Source organism: Sphingopyxis sp. Root1497 (assembly GCF_001427085.1).
Classification (GTDB): Bacteria; Pseudomonadota; Alphaproteobacteria; order Sphingomonadales; family Sphingomonadaceae; genus Sphingopyxis.
Window position 1 is genome coordinate 63,139 of sequence record NZ_LMGF01000005.1, and the last position, 17,598, is coordinate 80,736.

General features: G+C 63.1%; 16 protein-coding genes. 11 read left to right on the plus strand and 5 right to left on the minus strand.

What is annotated here, in order from left to right; translation table 11 throughout:
• Positions 1–5: 5 nt before the first annotated feature.
• The 3 genes from ASD67_RS14735 (at position 6) to ASD67_RS14745 (ending at position 2,661) form a co-directional block, all read left to right on the plus strand.
• Complete coding sequence (locus ASD67_RS14735; RefSeq protein ID WP_056348728.1) at positions 6–1,496, plus strand: acetyl-CoA acetyltransferase; 1,491 nt, start codon at positions 6–8, stop codon at positions 1,494–1,496.
• A gap of 110 nt (positions 1,497–1,606) precedes the next feature.
• Positions 1,607–2,263 (plus strand): TetR family transcriptional regulator, encoded by a 657-nt coding sequence (locus tag ASD67_RS14740; protein WP_056348731.1) that lies wholly within the window; start codon positions 1,607–1,609, stop codon positions 2,261–2,263.
• Complete coding sequence (locus tag ASD67_RS14745; protein WP_056348735.1) at positions 2,260–2,661, plus strand: GFA family protein; 402 nt, start codon at positions 2,260–2,262, stop codon at positions 2,659–2,661. Before ASD67_RS14740 ends, ASD67_RS14745 begins: the two co-directional genes overlap by 4 nt.
• Positions 2,662–2,670: 9 nt before the next feature.
• Here ASD67_RS14745 and ASD67_RS14750 read toward each other — a convergent pair whose 3' ends face one another.
• The 3 genes from ASD67_RS14750 to bla form a co-directional block, all read right to left on the minus strand.
• The gene (locus tag ASD67_RS14750; RefSeq protein ID WP_056348736.1) at positions 2,671–3,411 is read right to left on the minus strand and encodes an SDR family NAD(P)-dependent oxidoreductase; all 741 of its coding nucleotides are present in this window, start codon (positions 3,409–3,411) and stop codon (positions 2,671–2,673) included.
• Between the two features lie 298 nt (positions 3,412–3,709).
• Positions 3,710–5,131, minus strand: coding sequence for an LVIVD repeat-containing protein (locus tag ASD67_RS14755; protein WP_056348739.1), 1,422 nt, complete (start codon positions 5,129–5,131; stop codon positions 3,710–3,712).
• Positions 5,128–6,111 carry a metallo-beta-lactamase gene (gene bla / locus ASD67_RS14760; protein ID WP_162248592.1) on the minus strand — a complete coding sequence of 328 codons (984 nt, stop codon included), beginning with the start codon at positions 6,109–6,111 and terminating at the stop codon, positions 5,128–5,130. The genes ASD67_RS14755 and bla overlap by 4 nt, the downstream gene beginning before the upstream one ends.
• 363 nt (positions 6,112–6,474) lie before the next feature.
• On the opposite strand from bla, the gene ASD67_RS14765 reads away from it, so the two are divergent.
• The 6 genes from ASD67_RS14765 (at position 6,475) to ASD67_RS14790 (ending at position 14,764) form a co-directional block, all read left to right on the plus strand.
• Positions 6,475–9,402, plus strand: a complete 2,928-nt coding sequence (locus ASD67_RS14765) for a TonB-dependent receptor domain-containing protein (RefSeq protein WP_056348744.1) — start codon at positions 6,475–6,477, stop codon at positions 9,400–9,402.
• 209 nt (positions 9,403–9,611) lie between these two features.
• Positions 9,612–10,424, plus strand: a complete 813-nt coding sequence (locus ASD67_RS14770; protein WP_056351946.1) for an IclR family transcriptional regulator — start codon at positions 9,612–9,614, stop codon at positions 10,422–10,424.
• A gap of 22 nt (positions 10,425–10,446) precedes the next feature.
• A complete protein-coding gene (locus ASD67_RS14775; RefSeq protein WP_056348747.1) occupies positions 10,447–11,391 on the plus strand; it encodes a dihydrodipicolinate synthase family protein in 945 nt (314 codons plus the stop codon).
• A gap of 4 nt (positions 11,392–11,395) precedes the next feature.
• Positions 11,396–12,088 carry an SDR family NAD(P)-dependent oxidoreductase gene (locus ASD67_RS14780; RefSeq protein WP_056351949.1) on the plus strand — a complete coding sequence of 231 codons (693 nt, stop codon included), beginning with the start codon at positions 11,396–11,398 and terminating at the stop codon, positions 12,086–12,088.
• Positions 12,089–12,117: 29 nt separating this feature from the next.
• Positions 12,118–13,290: a mandelate racemase/muconate lactonizing enzyme family protein gene (locus ASD67_RS14785; RefSeq protein ID WP_056348750.1), complete on the plus strand. Its 1,173-nt coding sequence runs from the start codon at positions 12,118–12,120 to the stop codon at positions 13,288–13,290.
• Positions 13,291–13,342: 52 nt separating this feature from the next.
• The gene (locus tag ASD67_RS14790) at positions 13,343–14,764 is read left to right on the plus strand and encodes a sodium:solute symporter family protein (protein WP_056348753.1); all 1,422 of its coding nucleotides are present in this window, start codon (positions 13,343–13,345) and stop codon (positions 14,762–14,764) included.
• A gap of 401 nt (positions 14,765–15,165) precedes the next feature.
• On the opposite strand, the gene ASD67_RS14795 is transcribed toward ASD67_RS14790, so the two are convergent.
• The gene (locus ASD67_RS14795) at positions 15,166–15,804 is read right to left on the minus strand and encodes a hypothetical protein (protein ID WP_156377726.1); all 639 of its coding nucleotides are present in this window, start codon (positions 15,802–15,804) and stop codon (positions 15,166–15,168) included.
• Positions 15,805–15,876: 72 nt separating this feature from the next.
• Between ASD67_RS14795 and ASD67_RS14800 the strand changes: the two genes are divergently transcribed.
• Positions 15,877–16,677: a LytTR family DNA-binding domain-containing protein gene (locus tag ASD67_RS14800; protein ID WP_156377727.1), complete on the plus strand. Its 801-nt coding sequence runs from the start codon at positions 15,877–15,879 to the stop codon at positions 16,675–16,677.
• A 56-nt stretch (positions 16,678–16,733) separates the two neighbouring features.
• On the opposite strand, the gene ASD67_RS23125 is transcribed toward ASD67_RS14800, so the two are convergent.
• On the minus strand, positions 16,734–16,910 hold the full coding sequence (locus ASD67_RS23125; protein WP_156377728.1) for a hypothetical protein: 177 nt from the start codon (positions 16,908–16,910) through the stop codon (positions 16,734–16,736).
• A gap of 388 nt (positions 16,911–17,298) precedes the next feature.
• Between ASD67_RS23125 and ASD67_RS14805 the strand changes: the two genes are divergently transcribed.
• A complete protein-coding gene (locus ASD67_RS14805; protein WP_156377729.1) occupies positions 17,299–17,478 on the plus strand; it encodes a hypothetical protein in 180 nt (59 codons plus the stop codon).
• Positions 17,479–17,598: the final 120 nt, after the last annotated feature.

A 17,598-nucleotide genomic window follows, 5' to 3' on the forward strand; every position in this document is an offset into this window, starting at 1 on the left:
AGAGCATGTCGGACGATAACAGACCTATCATCGTCGGTGTCGGCCAGATCAATGATCGGCCGGAAAACCCCGCCGATGGCCGCGATCCCGTCGTGTTGATGGCGGACGCGCTGCGGCTCGCCGAAAAGGACGCTGGCGGGGCGCTGCTCGCCGACGCCGATTTTCTGGGGATCGTCCAGCAGATATCGTTCCGCGACATTCGCGATGCGCGGGAGTCTCTGGCGAGCGAACTCGGCATCGCGCCCGCGACGATGATGCAAAGCGAAGGGCCGAACGGCGACAGCCCGGTCCTGCTCCTCAACGAAGCGGCCAACCGGATCGGGGCCGGCGAGTGCCGGATCGCGCTGGTGTGCGGCGCCGAGGCGCTACGAACCGCGGCAGCAAGGGCGGCGGCAGAGGAGTCCGGCCGCCGCGTCGATGCGACGCGCGAAGCGGCGCAGCGGCGCGAGCCAAGCTATGCGCAGCAATATGGGCTGGTCGCGCCGGTCGATGTTTACCCTCTCTACGAAAATGCACTCCGCGCATCGCTCGGACAAAGTTTCGCCGAGGCGCAGGCCGAAAGCGGGACGATCTGGTCGCTTTTTTCGGAGGTTGCGACCGCCAATCCTCATGCATGGATTCGGAAACCGGTCAGCCCGGCTGACGTGATCACGCCGACCGAGAGCAACCGGCCGATCGCCTTTCCCTATAACAAGCTGATGGTCGCCAACGCCTCGGTCAACCAGGGCGCCGCCTTCATCGTGACGAGCGTCGGCGAGGCGCGCCGGCGCGGGATCGCCGAGGACCGCTGGATCTATGTCGGTAATGGTGCGGCGGCCCATGAACCGAACAGCCCGTTGCAGCGTGATCGCTACGACCATAGCGCGAGCATGGAGGTCTCGATCCGCCGGGCGCTCGCCTTGAACGGGGTCGATCCGTCCCGGCTCGATATGGTCGAACTGTACAGCTGTTTCCCCTGCATTCCCAAGCTGGCCCGCCGGATCATCGATTGGCCGGCCGAGCGGCCGGCGACGGTCTTCGGCGGCCTGACCTTTGGTGGCGGGCCGATCGGCAATTATATGGGCCATGCCATCGCGAGCATGACCGATCGGCTGCGTGCCGAGGAAGGGACGGGGCTGCTGTTCGCAAATGGCGGCTATGCGACGCACAATCACAGCATCGTGATCAGCAGCAAGCCGCTCGCGGCCGCCTTCTTTCCCCGCAGTTACGATTATCAGGAGGAGGCAGACGCGATGCGCGATGCAATTCCGGCGCTGGCGCGCGACTATCTGGGTGACGCGACGATCGAAAGCTACACGATCCTCTACAGGCGCGACGGGATGCCAAAAGCGGGCGTCGTGGTCGCGCGGACACCGGAGGGCGAGCGGACGCTCGCGCATGTTCCGCCGAGCGAAGGCGACGTCCTGCGACGGCTCGCCGATGCGGATGTTGAGCCTGTGGGCGCGCCCGGCCGGATCGTCGAGGGCGCGGGGCTTCGGGAATGGCGCTTTGCGTGATCGCGACGGGCGGGGTTGAGGGGCATTTGGTGTGTCGCACCCTCGTGGCTGTTCAAAGCCGGGCAATGATGGCATCTGTCGGCCTAATGCCGATAGGGAAAGGGATAAGTTTGCCCGCCAGCCAAGCCAGGAAAAAAAAGGGGCCGGGGCGCCCGCTGACGCCGCTGATCACGCGCGAAACGGCGATCCTTGTGTCGATCGACCTGCTCGATCGCAAGGGCCTCGACGCGCTGACCGTGCAGGCGGTGGCGCGCGAACTGAACGTTCAGGCGCCGTCGCTTTATTATCATTTCAAGAATCGCGACGAACTTCTCCACATGATGGCCCGGACCTTGCTGGTCGAGGTGGGGCAGGGGGAAAAGCCGGGGTCGTCGTGGGAGGAGCGGGCGATCGACCTCGCGGTTGCGACCCGTCGCGTGATGCTGAACCACGCGCACGCCGGACCGCTGATGCTGCGCTTCTTTCCGCGCGAGCTGATGCTCGGTGCCTATGAGCGCGGCCTGTCGGACTGTCCTTACCCGCCCGAGCATCATCTGGCGGTTCTCGAGGCGCTCGAAAAGCTGACCTATGGCAAGGCGCTTTTCGACGCGGCGGCCAAGGCGCACGACCATGCCGCGATGCCGACGGTCGATCCGGCGCGTTACCCGTTGCTTGCCGCAGCGATCGCCAAATCTCCGGTGTCCGACGAGGCGTTGTTCGTCGAGACGCTCGAGGTGCTGCTCGACGGTTTCAGATTTCGATACGGACAGAAGGGTAAAGCCATATGATCGAGGGCGGATGCAATTGTGGGGCGGTGCGCTACCGTGCCGACGGCGACCCGATCGTGGTGGCGCAATGCCACTGCACCAACTGTCGCCGGCAATCGGGCAGCGCCTTCTCGGTCAACCTGCTCTTTAAGGGGGCCGCGGTCAGCCATGAAGGCGACCTGTCGGTCTATGAGGATAAGGACACATTCTCCGGCAACGCGGTGCTGCGCAAATTCTGTGGTCGTTGCGGGTCGCCGATCTTTTCGGAGCCGACCGACGGGAAGGGGCTTTTGATCGTCAAGGCCGGGACGCTCGACGATCCGGGGGCTTTCGCTCCGTCGGTCAGCGTCTGGACGTCGACCGCGCTGCCGTGGGTGGTGTTGCCCGAAGGCCAATATGCGTTCGAAAAAAACGCCTGACCTGTTCGGTCACGCGGTGTAGCCGCCATCGACGACGATCTGCGTACCCGTCACGAAGCTGCTTTCGTCGGATAGCAGGAACAGGACAGCGCCAACGCTCTCCTCAGGCTGTGCGACGCGTCCGAGCGGGGTCAACTTCGCACCGCGTATGAGGGCCTCGCTGTTTGTCGTCTCGGTCAGGAGGCGCGTCGCGAAAAACCCCGGGATCAGAACGTTGACGCGAATGCCGCTGGGCGCGAGTTCCTTGGCGGCCGCCCGCGACATCCCGATCACCGCCGCCTTCGCGGCCGAATAGGCGACCAGATTGGCATGGGCCTTCGTCCCGGCGGGCGATGCGACATTGACGATCGAACCTCCGCCCGATTTCAGCATCGCGCGTGCCCCCTCGCGCATGCCCAGAAACACGCCATTCTGGTTGACCGCGACGACGCTGGCCCATTCCTCGTCGCTGATGTCGACCAGTGGGCGCGTGGCGCCGACACCGGCGTTGTTCACGAGACCATCGATCCGGCCGAACCGCTCCACCGCGAATTCGACTGCAGCCTTCCAATCTTCGGGTTTCGTGACGTCGAGCGGCGCAAAGTGCGCCTTGCTGTCGAGCGATGCCTCGATCGCCGCCCCCGCGGCCCGATCCCGGCCACCGAAAATGACCTCGGCGCCCTCGCGCACCATGCCGCGGACCTGCGCTTCGCCCATCCCCCGGGTGCCGCCCGACAGAAGAATGATTTTTCCCGACAATCGGCCTGCCATCAATCTTCTCCCACCAGGTTTGCGCCACCGAAGCGATCCTTTGGACCATCCGGATCTAATATCTATGATATATAGATATGTTCTCCCGATTACAATGGCAGAGGCGTTGGGGAAGCGGACGGCCAGAGGGACGAACTGCCCCCAAGGAGGAGGCATGGCCGGCTGGTCGGACTATTACCCGTCCTTCAGCAATGACTTGCGCCGGCTATCCTCATCCTTTCTCGCAAGGCCGAGAAAGTCCGCGCTATGCGCCGTGGCCGAAGCGCCCGACGGCCCTATCGGCCAAAGCGTTGCCATCTCATGGCGCGGATGCGCCAAGCTTGGCGCGAACGGCCTTTGAAAGTTCGGCGACGTAAAAGCCGCTGCGGCAGACGAACCAGATATGGCCGGTCTCCGGCACGAAACTGTTGATCGACATGCAGCTGTCGGTCTTGCCGGCGAGGGGACCGGGAGGGGAGGGGGTATCGATGGCTCCCGGATGGTAATAGGCCACTTCGTACGGGTGCGTCGGATCGCGGAGGTCGACGATCCGGACCCCCGAGCCCATGAAGCTGAACAGGCCGAGCACCACGCCGCCCCAAGCATCGTCGACAACGGCATTATAATGGAGGCCGTAGGAGCCGGCGGCGTTCGCCTTGGCCCACGCCGGATCATCGAGGCAGCGGTCATTCGCCTCAAGCCGGAATTCGCCGACCATGCGCAGCGACTTTTCATCGGTCATATCGAAGATGCGCGGGAAGGCGGTGCAGCGGAGCTCATTCGCAGCCACCAGATACTGGCGGCCGCGGACGCGCAGCAGCGGCGCATGATGGTCGCCTTGGCCGCGGATGTCGCTGGTGCCGACGAACCTGATCGTCGGCCATTCGGGGTTCGGCTTGCCGATCTGGGTGATGTCCCAGATGCTGGGCGCGGAATCGCCCTTGCGCGCCTCGATCATCGGCACGCTTCCGGCGCAGATCAGTCGCGTCTGGTCATCGTTGATCCACATGTCGTGGCAGCGCTGTGCCTTGCCGCCGGGAAGGACGAGCGGATATTCCCCCATATAAATGGGTCTTGCCGGATCGCTGATGTCGAGGACCATCAGGCCATCGGTGCCATATTCGCGGCTCGCATAGACCCGCATGCCATCGGGCGAGATCTTGGGCACATGGATGTTTGCGGGCCAGTAAAAGGTCGTGAGCAACTTCGGCGTGGTGCAGTCGCTGATATCGTAGATGTCGAGGGGAGCGGGGCCGGGCGGTCTGAGGCCGCCGCTATAGTCGCCCGCGACGAGCAGGTGGCGGGTGCCGGTGTCGATGACGTCCATCGTCTCCGATCCCCCGATCGCGCCCGGCGTGTCGAGCAGACCCACCGCCTTGGGGGCCTTGGGGTCGCTCGCGTTGATGACGGCGATTCCTTTGCGTTCACCGCCGCCGTAAACATAGGCGCACTGGCGCGATCGTTTGAGCATCGCATTGTCGCCGCGTCCCCACGGGTCGAGCTTGCCGACGATGCGCATGCCGCAGACATAGGGCGTGGCGGTGCGCCCGGCCTCGAGGTCGGCAAGCGGCGTCTCGCCCTGCATGCCGGGCTCGGGATTGTCGCCCGGACCGCACAGCGCCGTCGCGCGGCTCGGCGTTTTCGGCCCGCCCGAAGAAGAGGGGGAGGCGCTGGCCGATGGTGTGGCGGCAAGCGCTGCGCACGCGGCAACAGCGAGCAGCCGCGCCGTGCGCGCGCTCACTTGCCGCCCTTGGCCGCTGCGGCTTCCTGTTTCTTGAGTTCCTCGACAAAATCGAAGGCGCGCGCGGCCACGAGGCAGCGATAGCCCTTGGGATCGATGAAGGGATTGCTTCCGGGTTCGGCCAGCATCGCTTCATATTTGTCGACATTATTGTGCTGCCAGGGGTGGCCGCCGAACCAGACGTCGGGCTTGAGCGACAGCAGTCGCTCCCAGCCGTCGATCTGGTCTTTGACGATCCCGGGATATTCTTCGGGCACGAGCTTGGTGGCGGCCTGCTGGCTTCCCATCAGCAACACGTCATAGGTCTTGCCATTTTCGGTCGTCTGCCATTCAAAGGATGAGGCGCCGCGGGTATGGCCGGCGGTCTTCCAAACCGAAACGGTCACATCGCCGAGGGTCACCTTGTCGCCGTCGTGCAGGACGCGGTCGACCTTTACCGGCGGCATGCCGCGGCCGATCCCTTCGACCGCCGGCGAACCCTTTTCGACCGTCTCGGCGTCGCCTTCCATGATCATCAGCTTCGCGTCCGGCGCATGGACCTTCATCCACGCGCTGCCGCCCTGGTGATCGAGGTGCGCGTGGCTGCCGAGGATGATCTTGATGTCCGCGAGTTTGAAGCCGAGCTTCTCGATCGACTCCGCAACCCATGGCGCCGTCTCGTCGAACGTCGTGTCGATCAGGATCAGGCCGTCGCTCGTCTTGACGAGATAGGCGGTGACCGCCGAGATGCCGACCGAATAGGTATTGCCGACGACCTTGAAGGCGGGGAACTTGCGGTGATCCCAGCCCGTCGTGATGCGCGTCGCGTCCATGAGGGCGATTGCGGGGCGACCGCAGGCGACTTCGTTCGGGTCGATGCTGAGGAGGGGCGAGTCGGCGGCGATCTTCGCGAGCGGCGGCGCGGAGGGAGCGGCGAGTGCGGCCTGGCCCATTGCCAGCGCAGCCAAGGATACGGCGAACCGCGACATTGCCTTCTTCATGCCCATCGATCTTCTCCCATGTATTCGGATAGCGAATTAATATTCGTCAATAGCGATTTGATATCGGGTCGGCGCTCGATGTCAAGGTCCGCGCGTTGACGTTCGACTCGTCATCACCGTGTCGCCTTCTGTCGCACCCGCGGCCTTCCCCATCGTCGGCATCCGGGCGGCCTTGGTGCGCGAAGATCAAGCAAATCAGCGACTTCTTCAACTTGCCTCGGGGGTATTTACAAGCTGTCGAAAATCCATATGCTTAGAAATGCGAATATAAGTTCGCCATCCGAATAATGCGAATTTCGCACTCGGATGGCAGGATAGCCCGGCGACCGGGCACGCTTTGGGAAACCCGCTCGGGAGGGATGAATGAAAAAGGCATTGTTTACGTCGAAAATCAGGCTCGCATGCGGGACCGCCGCGATCCTCCTCTCCGCCGTCCCGGCGATGGCACAGGAAGTCGCTCCGGACGCCGAGGCTACCGAAAGCGCGCCGGCCGACGACGCGTCGATCATCGTCACTGGCACGCGCGTCAACCGTGAAGGCTATCTCGCGCCGACGCCGGTGACCGCGATCGGGCGCGATGCGATCGAGGCTCAGGCCGCTACGACGATCGCGGACGTCCTTTACGACATTCCCTCGGTTCGCCCTTCGCCGAATTTTCCCGCCACGTCGCAGGCCAGCGGCAACTATGTGAACCTGCGAGGCCTTGGCGCGACGCGTACGCTCACCCTCGTCGACGGTCGCCGCTTCGTTCCCTCGAACGGCGCGGAGAACTCAGGCGGCAGTTCGGTCGACATCAACCTCATCCCCGAAGCGCTTGTCGATCGTCTCGATGTGGTGAGCGGCGGCGCTTCGGCGGCCTGGGGTTCCGACGCCGTGGGGGGCGTCATCAACATCGTGCTGAAACGCAAGCTCGAAGGCATCCAGGGCAAGGTGCAATATGGCGTCTCCGACTATGGCGACGCGCAGGAAGTCAGCCTCAGCCTCGCTGCCGGCACCTCGTTCGCGGATGGTCGCGGCCAGCTCATGCTCGCGGGCGAGTACAGCAAGTCGTGGGATGTCCCGACTACCAACGACCGGCCCTATGGCAAGGATCAGTGCGGTTGGTTCCCGGGTTCGGTGAACGGAACTTTCTATCTCGGGCTCCAGACCTGCGGCCTGACGCACAACAGCTATACGCGCGGCGGCGTACTCGTCGCCGCCAACGGAAACCCGCTCGCGTTGACCGACCCTTTCTATGGGCGCCAGTTCCTCAATTCGACCAGTTCGGCGCCGTTCGACTATGGCCAGGTCGGACCGATCAATCGCAGCGTGTCGATCGGCGGCGACGGCGAATGGCGCGGTGTGCGAAACCTTCAGGCTCCGCTCGAGCGCAAGATCCTCTTCGGCCGCGCACTCTATGAGTTTTCGCCGAGCCTTACCGGATTCATCGAAGCCTCCTATGGCGAGTCGGGTACCGAAACCGACCTGTTCTTGAACGCGATCCCGTCCTCGACCGACTATCCGATCGCGATCCGGAACGGCAATCCGTACATCCCTGCCGACATCCAGGCGATCATGAACGCCAATGGCACCGACACCATCTATCTGTCGAAACTGACGCCCGAACTCGGTTCGGCGACCTCGGATTCGAACAACCGTGTCTTCCGCGTCGCCACCGGCCTCGAAGGTCAGATGGGCAAAGGCTGGTCGTGGAAGGCCTATGGCACCTTCGGGCGCGACTGGTACGACACGATCCTCGGCAACAATATCGTCGTCTCGAACCTTGCCGCCGCAACCGACGTCGTCATCAATCCCCGGACCGGGCTGCCCGATTGCCGCGTGAATGTCGAAGGGGCCGCGGCGCCGGGCGAGGCGGCTTATGGCGCTGCCGCCCTCTGTGTTCCCGCCAATCCTTTCGGACCGGGGTCGCTGGCCTCGGCGAAGGATTATATCGTCGACGATCTCTATCAAAGCTCGGTCTATACGCAGGTCGCGGCAGGCGCGTCGATCAACGGCGAGCCCTTCTCGACCTGGGCTGGTCCCGTGTCCTTCGCGGCCGGCGTCGACTATCGCTATGAGAAGGTCGCGCAGGACGTCAGCTTCTACGCCGACTTCGTCAATCCGCCGCTCTTCGCCTCGGGGGGCTTCCAGCAATCCAATCCGAAGAGCTTCGCCGGCAACTATACCGTCGTCGAAGGCTTCAGCGAAGTCGTCGTGCCGCTGCTCGCTGACGTGAAGGGCGCAGAATCGCTCGATCTCAACGGCGCGATCCGCGTGACCGATTACAGCACGAGCGGCACGGTTGTTACCTGGAAGGTCGGGACTACCTACGAACCCGTCTCGGGCCTTCGCTTCCGCGCCGCCTATTCGAAAGATATTCGCGCGCCCTCGCTTTTCGAGAGTTTCGGGGCGAACACCACTTATTCCTCGGTGATCACCCGCGGTCCGGGCGGTGTGGAAACGGGTTCGGCGAACGCCGTCTCGCCAGGACGCAACAACCTCGATCTCAGCCCCGAGCGCGCCTACAGCACCACTGTCGGCATTACGATGGAAGATGTGCTGACGCGAGGACTCACGCTCTCGATCGACGGCTACCGCATCAAGCTCAAGGACGTCATCGGCAAGCTCGGCGCGCAGGGCATCATCGACGGCTGCTTCGGCGGCGGCACCGCCGCGGGACGCGAACCGAACCAAGGGCTCTGCAGTCTCATCAATAGTGACCAGACCGTGATTATCGACCCCTTCCTCAATCTCGGCTCGATCGAGACGCAGGGTATCGAATTCGACCTTGGCTATCGCTTCGGCGCCGACGTCCTGTTCGGTGGCTCGACGGGCCAGTTCTCGGCCCGGCTCCTCGCCAACTACGTCGACAAATACAAAGAAAACAGCTCGGGTCTCAATCCGCGCGATCTCGCGGGCGACCTTTCGGGCGTGCCGCATTGGCGCTGGAACGCAACGCTGGCCTATAATGACGAGAAGCTGGGGGTGAGCCTGCGCGGCAACTTCATCGACAGCATGTACCGTTACAAGTTCGCGGCCGCGAACACCTATCTCGACGAGAAGATTCCGGCCTATTTCTATCTCGACGCGAACATCCGTTACAATATCGTCTCGGGTGACAAGGCGAAGGTCCAGCTGTTCGCCAACGTCGACAACATCCTCAATACCAAGCCGCCCTTCTCGCCGGGCACCGGCGCGACCGGCTGGTTCGGGCTGCCGGGCAAGTTTGCCCAGTATAGTTCCTACACCAATGGCACCTTCTACGACGTCCTCGGGCGTACGTACAAGATCGGCGCCCGCTTCTCCTTCTGACGATGGCGCATCCTCTTCCATCCTGGCGAGCAAAGGGTGCCGAACAATCGGCGGCCGGATCTCGTCCTCCCCGGCTCCGGGTCGCCGCGCGTCATGCGCGCGGTGACGCCCGGCGCGCGCCAGGATGGACCCTTGCGTCACCCGCTATTTTTGGCCGCGCCGCGCTGATAGGAACAGGCCGCATGACAAAATCGAGCGGGAGCATCCTGATGAGCGATGAGAAGAACGACAAGAATACGGTCAAGTCGGTGGCCAAGGCATTTGCGGTCCTGAATGCCTTCGGACTCGACAGCGAAGAGCTTGTCATTGCCGAAGTGGCGCGCGCGGCGGGGACCGACAATGCGACCGCCTTTCGCATGCTGAATACCTTGGTGTCGCTCGGCTATGTCGAGCGGGTAGGGGAGAGCAAGCGCTTTCGCCTGACGCTCAAATGCCTCGATCTCGGTTTCAACGCTATTGCGCGATCCGACATCCGCAGCCTCGGGCGGCCGCTGCTTCGCTCGCTTGTCGACGACCATATCGAGGCGGCCTCGATCGGGGTCCTTGATGCCTATGAGGTGGTCTATATCGAGCGTATCCAGGCCGGGCTGCAACGGCTGGCCGTCGACGTCCGGGTCGGCAATCGCGTCCCGGCCTTCTCGTCGGCGCTGGGGCGGGCGATCCTTGCCCATCTGCCCGTCGCGACCGAACGCGAAATCCTCGAATCCAACCCGCCGAAGCAGCTCACCGAATATACGATGGTCGACATCGACCGGCTGCTCGACGAGATCGCCAAGGTTCGTGAAGACGGCTTCGCCGTATCGGACCAGGAAACGGTGACGGGCCTGCGCGTTCTCGCGGCGCCGATCACCGACATGGACGGCGTTCCGCTCGCGGCGCTCAGCGTTGCGGCGCCGTCCTTCGGCCAGACTCTCGACGATTTCGTCGACCGCGCACGCGACATCACCTGCGAAGCCGCGCGCCAGCTTTCGTTCGCCGTTCGCGCCGCTGGCGGCACGGCGGCTCAATCTTTGGCACCATAGCAACAATTGGAGACTTTTACCGGTGACTTCCGCTATCGATTTCAAGGGCTTGATCCCCGCCATCGCCGTTCCGTTCAATGAGGATTTCAGCATTGACGAAGGCGGTCTTACGCGGCTTGCGCGCTGGCTCTCCGAACAGCGCCACATCAAGGCGATCATGACGAACGGTCACACCGGAGAGGTCTTCTCGCTGACCCCCGCTGAACGCGCCCAGGTGACGTCGATCGTTGCAAAGGCGGTCGATGGCCGCATCCCGGTCATTTCCTCGATCGTGTGCGAGGGCATATTGGATGCCTGCGAACAGGCCGTGATCGCGCGCGAAGCCGGCGCCAGCGCGCTCGATATCATGCCCCCGCATCACTGGCTGCGTTTTGGTTTCCGTCCGTCGCACGTCACCGAATATTTCGAAGCGATCGGCAAGGCTTCGGGACTGCCGCTGATCGTTCATGTCTATCCCGCCTGGACCAAGGCCAGCTTCTCGTCCGAACTGCTCGCCGAACTTGCGCGCCTCGACGCGGTGCAGGCGTTCAAGATCGGCACGCGCGAGATGAACAAATATGATCGTGACCTGAAGGCGATCCGCGCCGCGGCGCCGGGCAAGGCGCTGCTGACCTGTCATGATGAATATCTGCTCGCCTCGATGGTCCAGGGTGTCGATGGCGCGCTCGTCGGCTTCGCCTCGGTCATCCCGGGCCTGATCGCGGACCTGCTCGATGCCGTGCAGCAGGGCGATCTGGTCGAGGCGCAGCGCGTGCAGGCGCTGATCGATCCGCTCAAGCAGGCGGTCTATGGCGATGGCGAACCGACCGGCGAGGCGCATGCCTGCATGAAGGCGGCGATGGCCGCCGCCGGGCTGATCGCGCGCGGTACCGTGCGTCCGCCGACGGTGCCGCCGAGCGCCGAAGAACTCCGCCGCATTGAGCACGCGGTGCGCGGCGCCGGCCTGGTCGAACCGGCGCTGGTCTGACGCCATGACATCCGACCCTCGCATCGCGGTCGTCACCGGCGCCGCCTCGGGCATAGGGGCGGCGATAACGCAGCGCCTCGTCCGCGATGGCTGGTCGGTGATCGGGCTCGACCGGACGCCGGCCGAGCCTGCCGAGCCTGCCGATGGCGTGCGGTTCGAGGTCGTCGATCTGGCCGACATGGCGGCGCTGGCGGGTCTCTCCGCCAGCCTCGGTCCGGTCGGCGCCATTGTTCATGCCGCGGGGTTCATGACCACCGGGGGCATCGAGGAATTCGATCCCGCCGTCGGCGACCTCATGTACGCCGTGCATGTCCGTGCGCTCGCGCTTCTTGTCCAAAACCTGACACCGGGCATGGGCGCGGGTGCACGGATCGTTGCGATCGGCAGCCGCACCAGCCGCGGCGCAAAGGGCAAGGCGCAATATGCCGCGACCAAGGCGGCGCTGACCGGGCTGGTGCGATCCTTCGCGATCGAGCTCGCGCCGCGCGGCATCACCGCCAACATCGTCTCGCCCGCCGCGACGGCAACACCGTTTCTGACGCGCGGCGACCGGGCCGGCGTTCCGCCCATACTGCCGCCGATAGGCCGCTACATCGAACCCGCCGAGGTCGCAGCCACGGTTGCGTTCCTGCTTGGCGATGAGGCCGGCGCGATCACCGGCCAGGATATTCTCATCTGTGGCGGCGCGTCGCTCTGACGCTTGCCATCAGCTCCAAGGTGCAAAAAGTGACCCAGCCCCAGATCATCGACATCGTCGAAGTGACCAAGCCTATCTCGTCTCCGATCCGCAACGCCTATATCGACTTTTCCAAGATGACGGCGAGCCTCGTCGCGGTGGTGACCAATGTCGTTCGCGACGGCCGCCGTGTCGTCGGCTACGGTTTCAATTCCAACGGCCGTTACGGGCAGGGCGGTCTCATTCGCGAGCGCTTCCGCGATCGGCTGATCGAAGCCGAGCCTGCAAGTCTGCTCGATACGACGGGCGAGAATTTCGATCCGGATAAGATCTGGAAGACGCTGATGACCAACGAGAAGCCGGGCGGTCATGGCGAACGCTCGGTCGCGGTCGGGACGATCGATATGGCGGTATGGGATGCGGTCGCGAAGATCGCGGAGAAGCCGCTCTTCCGCCTGCTTGCCGACATGAAGGGCCGCGAGGCGAACCCGCGCGTCTTCGTCTATGCGGCCGGCGGCTACTATTATCCGGGCAAGGACGACGACGCGCTGCGCGCCGAGATGCGTGGCTACATCGATCGCGGCTATAATGTCGTGAAGATGAAGATCGGCGGCGAGAGCCTCGCGATCGATCGTCGGCGGATCGAATCCGTGCTCCAGGAAATCGAGGGCGACGCGCAGCTCGCGGTCGACGCCAATGGCCGCTTCGACACGCTGACCGCGATCGAATATGCCAAGGCGCTACGCGACTATCCGCTCTTCTGGTACGAAGAGGCGGGCGATCCGCTCGATTACAAGCTGCAAGCGGCGCTTGCCGAATTCTATCCAGGCTCGATGGCGACGGGCGAAAATCTCTTCAGCCATCAGGATGCGCGCAACCTGCTGCGCTACGGCGGCATGCGCCCCGACCGCGACTATCTGCAGATGGACTGCGCGCTCTCCTACGGCCTGGTCGAATATCTGCGCACCCTCGACGCGCTCGCCGAATGCGGCTGGTCGCCGTCGCGCTGCATCCCGCACGGCGGTCACCAGATGTCACTGAATATTGCGGCGGGCCTGGGGCTCGGCGGAAACGAGAGCTACCCCGACCTGTTCCAGCCCTATGGCGGCTTCCCCGACACGGTGAAGGTCGAGGACGGTCATATCGTGATGCCGGACCTTCCGGGCATCGGTTTCGAAGGCAAAAGCGACCTCATCAAGGTGATGCGCGAACTCGCTGAATAATTTGGGTTACCGCCGCCGCACGTACGGCTGAATGGCGGAACGGGAGAGAGAAATGGGTCATTTTGCGCCGTCGGCAACCATCGTCATCATGGGCGCGGTCGTCCTCTACATCGCTTTCACCAGCTGGCTGACCTATCGGCTGCGAAGCAAGAGCAATGCCGATTATATGGTCGGTTCAAGGGCGCTCCCGGCGATCGTCGTCGGTGTCCTCCTGATGTCCGAGTTCATCGGCGCCAAGTCGACAGTCGGCACCGCGCAGGAGGCGTTCAACTCGGGCATGGCGGCAACCTGGTCGGTGCTCGGCGCCTCGATCGGCTTCCTGCTTTTCGGCCTCTTCTTTGCCAAGAAGATTTATGGGTCGGGCGAATATACGATCTCGGCGGCGATCGAGAAGAAATATGACCGCAAGACGATGACCGTCGTCTCGCTGATCATGATCTATGCGCTGCTGCTGGTGAACGTCGGCAATTACATCAGCGGCGCGGCGGCCATTCAGGAGGTGATGAAGATCGGCCTGTTGCCGGCGATGGCGATCATCGCGGTCGTCAGCACCTTCTATTATTTCTTCGGGGGACTGAAGGGCATTGCCTATGTGACGCTGCTGCACAGCGCGATCAAGCTGGTCGGCATCGCGATCATCGCGGCGGTGGCCTTGATGGCGACCAAGGGTTTTGCCCCCATGCAAGCGGCGCTTCCCGCGCATTATTTCACCTGGGACGGGACGATCGGCTTCGCGACGATCGCGGCCTGGACGATCTCGACGATCGGCGCGATCTTCTCGACCCAATATATCATCCAGGCGATCTCCTCGACGAAGAGTCCGGCCGACGCGAGCAAGGCGGCTCTATGGGCCGCGCTCTTCTGCTTCCCGATCGGCTTTGCGCTCGCCGCGATCGGCGTCGCGGCGCGCTACCTCCGCCCCGACCTCGACAGCCTTTATGCGCTGCCGATGTTCCTCGAAATCATGCCGACCTGGGCAGCGGCGCTCGTCACCGTGTCGCTGGTTGCGTCGATCTTCGTCAGCGTCAGCACCGTCGCGCTCGCGATCGCTTCGCTCGTGATCCGCGATTTCTATGTGCCCTATCGCAATCCCAGCGAAGCCCAGCAGTTCCGGATGACCCGCATCGCCGCGATCGTCATCGCCTTCGTGCCGCTGATCTTCGCGCTGTTCGTGCCCGAGGTTTTGAAGCTCAGCTTCTTCACTCGCGCGCTACGCCTTTCGATCTCGATCGTCGCGGTGATCGGCTTCACCTTGCCCTTTTACGCCAGCTCGCGCGGGGCGACACTGGCGCTCGCCGGTTCGGCGATCCTGACGACGATCTGGTACATGCTCGATAACCCCTATGGCATCGACAACATCTATATTTCGCTCGTCGTGCCGCTCGTCGTCATCATCATGGAAAGACTGGTCCGCGGCGGGCCGCCTGCCGTGCCGGAGACTGCCGCTGAGTCAGGAAACGCGGACCCGCGATGAAAGGGCGTCCGGGTCTGCCTGCCCGCTATAGGGGTGATCGAGATTCTGAAGAGGTGAAACCTAGCTCTTGATCATTCCCACTCAAATATTCAGAGATCCGTAATATCCTGATAATAATGAGGAAAAATAATATTCTGACCCAAATGATCAGCGGGCGGCTCGTTATGTTCTTAAACTATTGAAAATAGGAGAAAATTTGTCATTTTCAATAATATAACTTTCGAAGACGATCTTTAGAGTTGCATGGTAAATCCGGCCATTTTCCGGTCTAATTCCTGTCAATCGAAACGCAGATACCGAAGTTATTCTCTTGTATAGGCCGGTTAAAATATTTCTTTACTGTTATATGTAGGGGCAGAGAACCGCAAATACCGTCCGTCGATTTGCCGCCCTCTCCCAAACTACTCTGCCATGCAACGTCCGCTTCGCGCCCGATATCGGCCGTTCCGACCTGGATTTACTTGTGCCCGAAAGCGGTCATTCCGCTGACGCGCTCGCTGCAGCTGCTTCGCGCCTGACAGCCGGCATTTTGTCGATCGGCCTCGCGGCATTGAAAACGGATGGTCGCAGCCTCGCTTGCTGCCACTCGCCCGCTGGGCCTGAGACTGCGACTGATAGATTGAAGGCCGCTTCTGAGCTACCATCGCGAGGGTCCGGCCGCCATGATAGGTAACGGTTCCGCACATCCTGTTGCCGTTGGCCGAGAGCGTGCCGTCGAACAGGACATCGCCTTCACGGGACGCGACAACCATGTGGATGCTGTAGCCGGTCAAGGTGATTGTGCGCACGACGACGGGCGCGGTCCTGACCGGGGTTAGCGATCCGCCATAGGTGTCGCCGACGAAGCCGATCGACATCAGCCCGAAACTGGGCTCTCCCCCGGCATCCATCAGGAAATCCCAGTTGCCGTGGAGGTTCGGGGGCTCGCCGCCCGCCGTAGCGGCTCCGGCGTCGCACTCAAAGCGCATGTTTACGGGCTCGCTTGCCGCTGCTGGAACGACTGCAAATGCCAATGCTGCGCCAGTGATAAATCGCTTCATTGCTTTCTCCATTTCGACATTTCGTGCCGACCGGTTGGCGGGTCATGATCCCTGTCGACAAGGGGCAAAATCGTGAATAGCGTCCGCCGTTTCGTGACGGGTGGGCGGATGCGGTTGGCGATGCGTGAATGGCGGATGTTGAGGAAGTGGCGGGTGCCGCTGAGTGCTGTCGCGTTCGGCGCGATGCTTGGCGTAACGGGGCCATTCGGATCGCAATCTGTACTCGGGCCAGCGGTTCGATATCCTTTCTGGATGATCATCGCCGTCGCCGGCTTTGGGACCGCTGCGGCCGCGGAGCGGATCCTTCCGTCCCTTTCGCCGCGCAAGCGGACGGTCGCACGGTACTTCGCGGTGGCAGCAGTATCGGCGGTACCCATGACCTTCTTTGTGGCATGGGCTATGGGGGTGGTCAGACCAGGAAGGACATTCGGTCCCGTCCAACTGCTCGGCTTGTTCCCCTATGTGGCGCTGGTCCAGCTGCTGATCGCCCGCATCATGGCTCCGGACGACCCGGTTGCGGTGGTCGCACCCGCGGGACAGCCCGCCGCGGCTCCAGAATATCCGCCCGAATTCCTGTCGAAGCTTCCGGCCGCCCTGCGCAGCGACATACTCGCACTCGAAGCCGAAGATCATTATGTGCGCGTACACACACTCAACGGCTCGGCGTTGGTCCTGATGCGGCTGGCGGATGCGGCGGCGATCATCGATCCGCGGCTAGGCCTTCGCGTGCACCGCAGCTGGTGGGTGGCCAAAGACGGTGTCCGGCAACTGGAAAGAACCCCCGGACGAGCGATTGCGCGGCTTCTGGATGACACAGCAGTCCCCATCAGCAGGACATATTTGCCGGCGGCGCGAACGGTTTTGAAGGACTAGCCCGAGCGATCCGGCGGGATTTGCCGGGGCGAACGGTCCGGCTGCTCCAGAGCGCTTTATGTTGAAAGCTGTTCCGCGCGTCGCAGCCGTTTTGCGCACAGCGGCGCAATCGCCCACGCGATCAGCCAACAAAGCTCGCACACGACGAAAATCGTTGCCGCGATGGGCGGTATCATATGCGCCACGCGATTGACGATCATCGCGATCCACCCCGTCACTCCAAAGGCGATCATGGCATTGTCCTTGCTGTCGACCCGGCGCGGGGCCGCGTCGCTTCGTCTCTATCTGCCATTCACGCATCGCCAACTGCATCGGTCTGCCGATCACGAAATTGCGGAAGCCGTTCACGACTTTCCCCGTTGCCGACCCGCATCACCATCCGCCAACGGGCCGACACGAAATCAGCGTCGCCAATGTCGGTGTTCGCCTCAACCCCGCAAAGTCCATGCAGAGGACAGAATTGGCCCATGAATAGCTTTGATCTCGACGAACTTGCGGCCGGGCGGCAGTCGCCCGGTTCTCCCGCGACGGACCTCGCCGAAGCGGTCCGCCGGCATGAGCGTGCGATGCGCCGAAGCTCGGCCTTCGACCTGTCGCCGGTCGGATCGGTGCGCCGCGACCGTGCTCGGCGCGCTGGGCGCGATCGACTCGAAACGCTTTATCTTTTCGGTAGCCGCCTGGACCGCAGTCGCGCTCAGGATCTGGCAGCGCCGGCGAGCGGCAAGACTGGCGCACGCGATCGCGGCTGCCGACGAGATGCTGGAACAGTTCAGGGAGGCCGAAACCGCTGACCTCACCTGATCGATAACCACGGCTCTTACAGCCCTATTCGCCCGCGCTGAAAGCGGCGGGCGCACAACCATCCTCACCACCAGGTTCAATGAACCGGCTTTTGCCGGGCAGGGAGATTTTGACTCATGA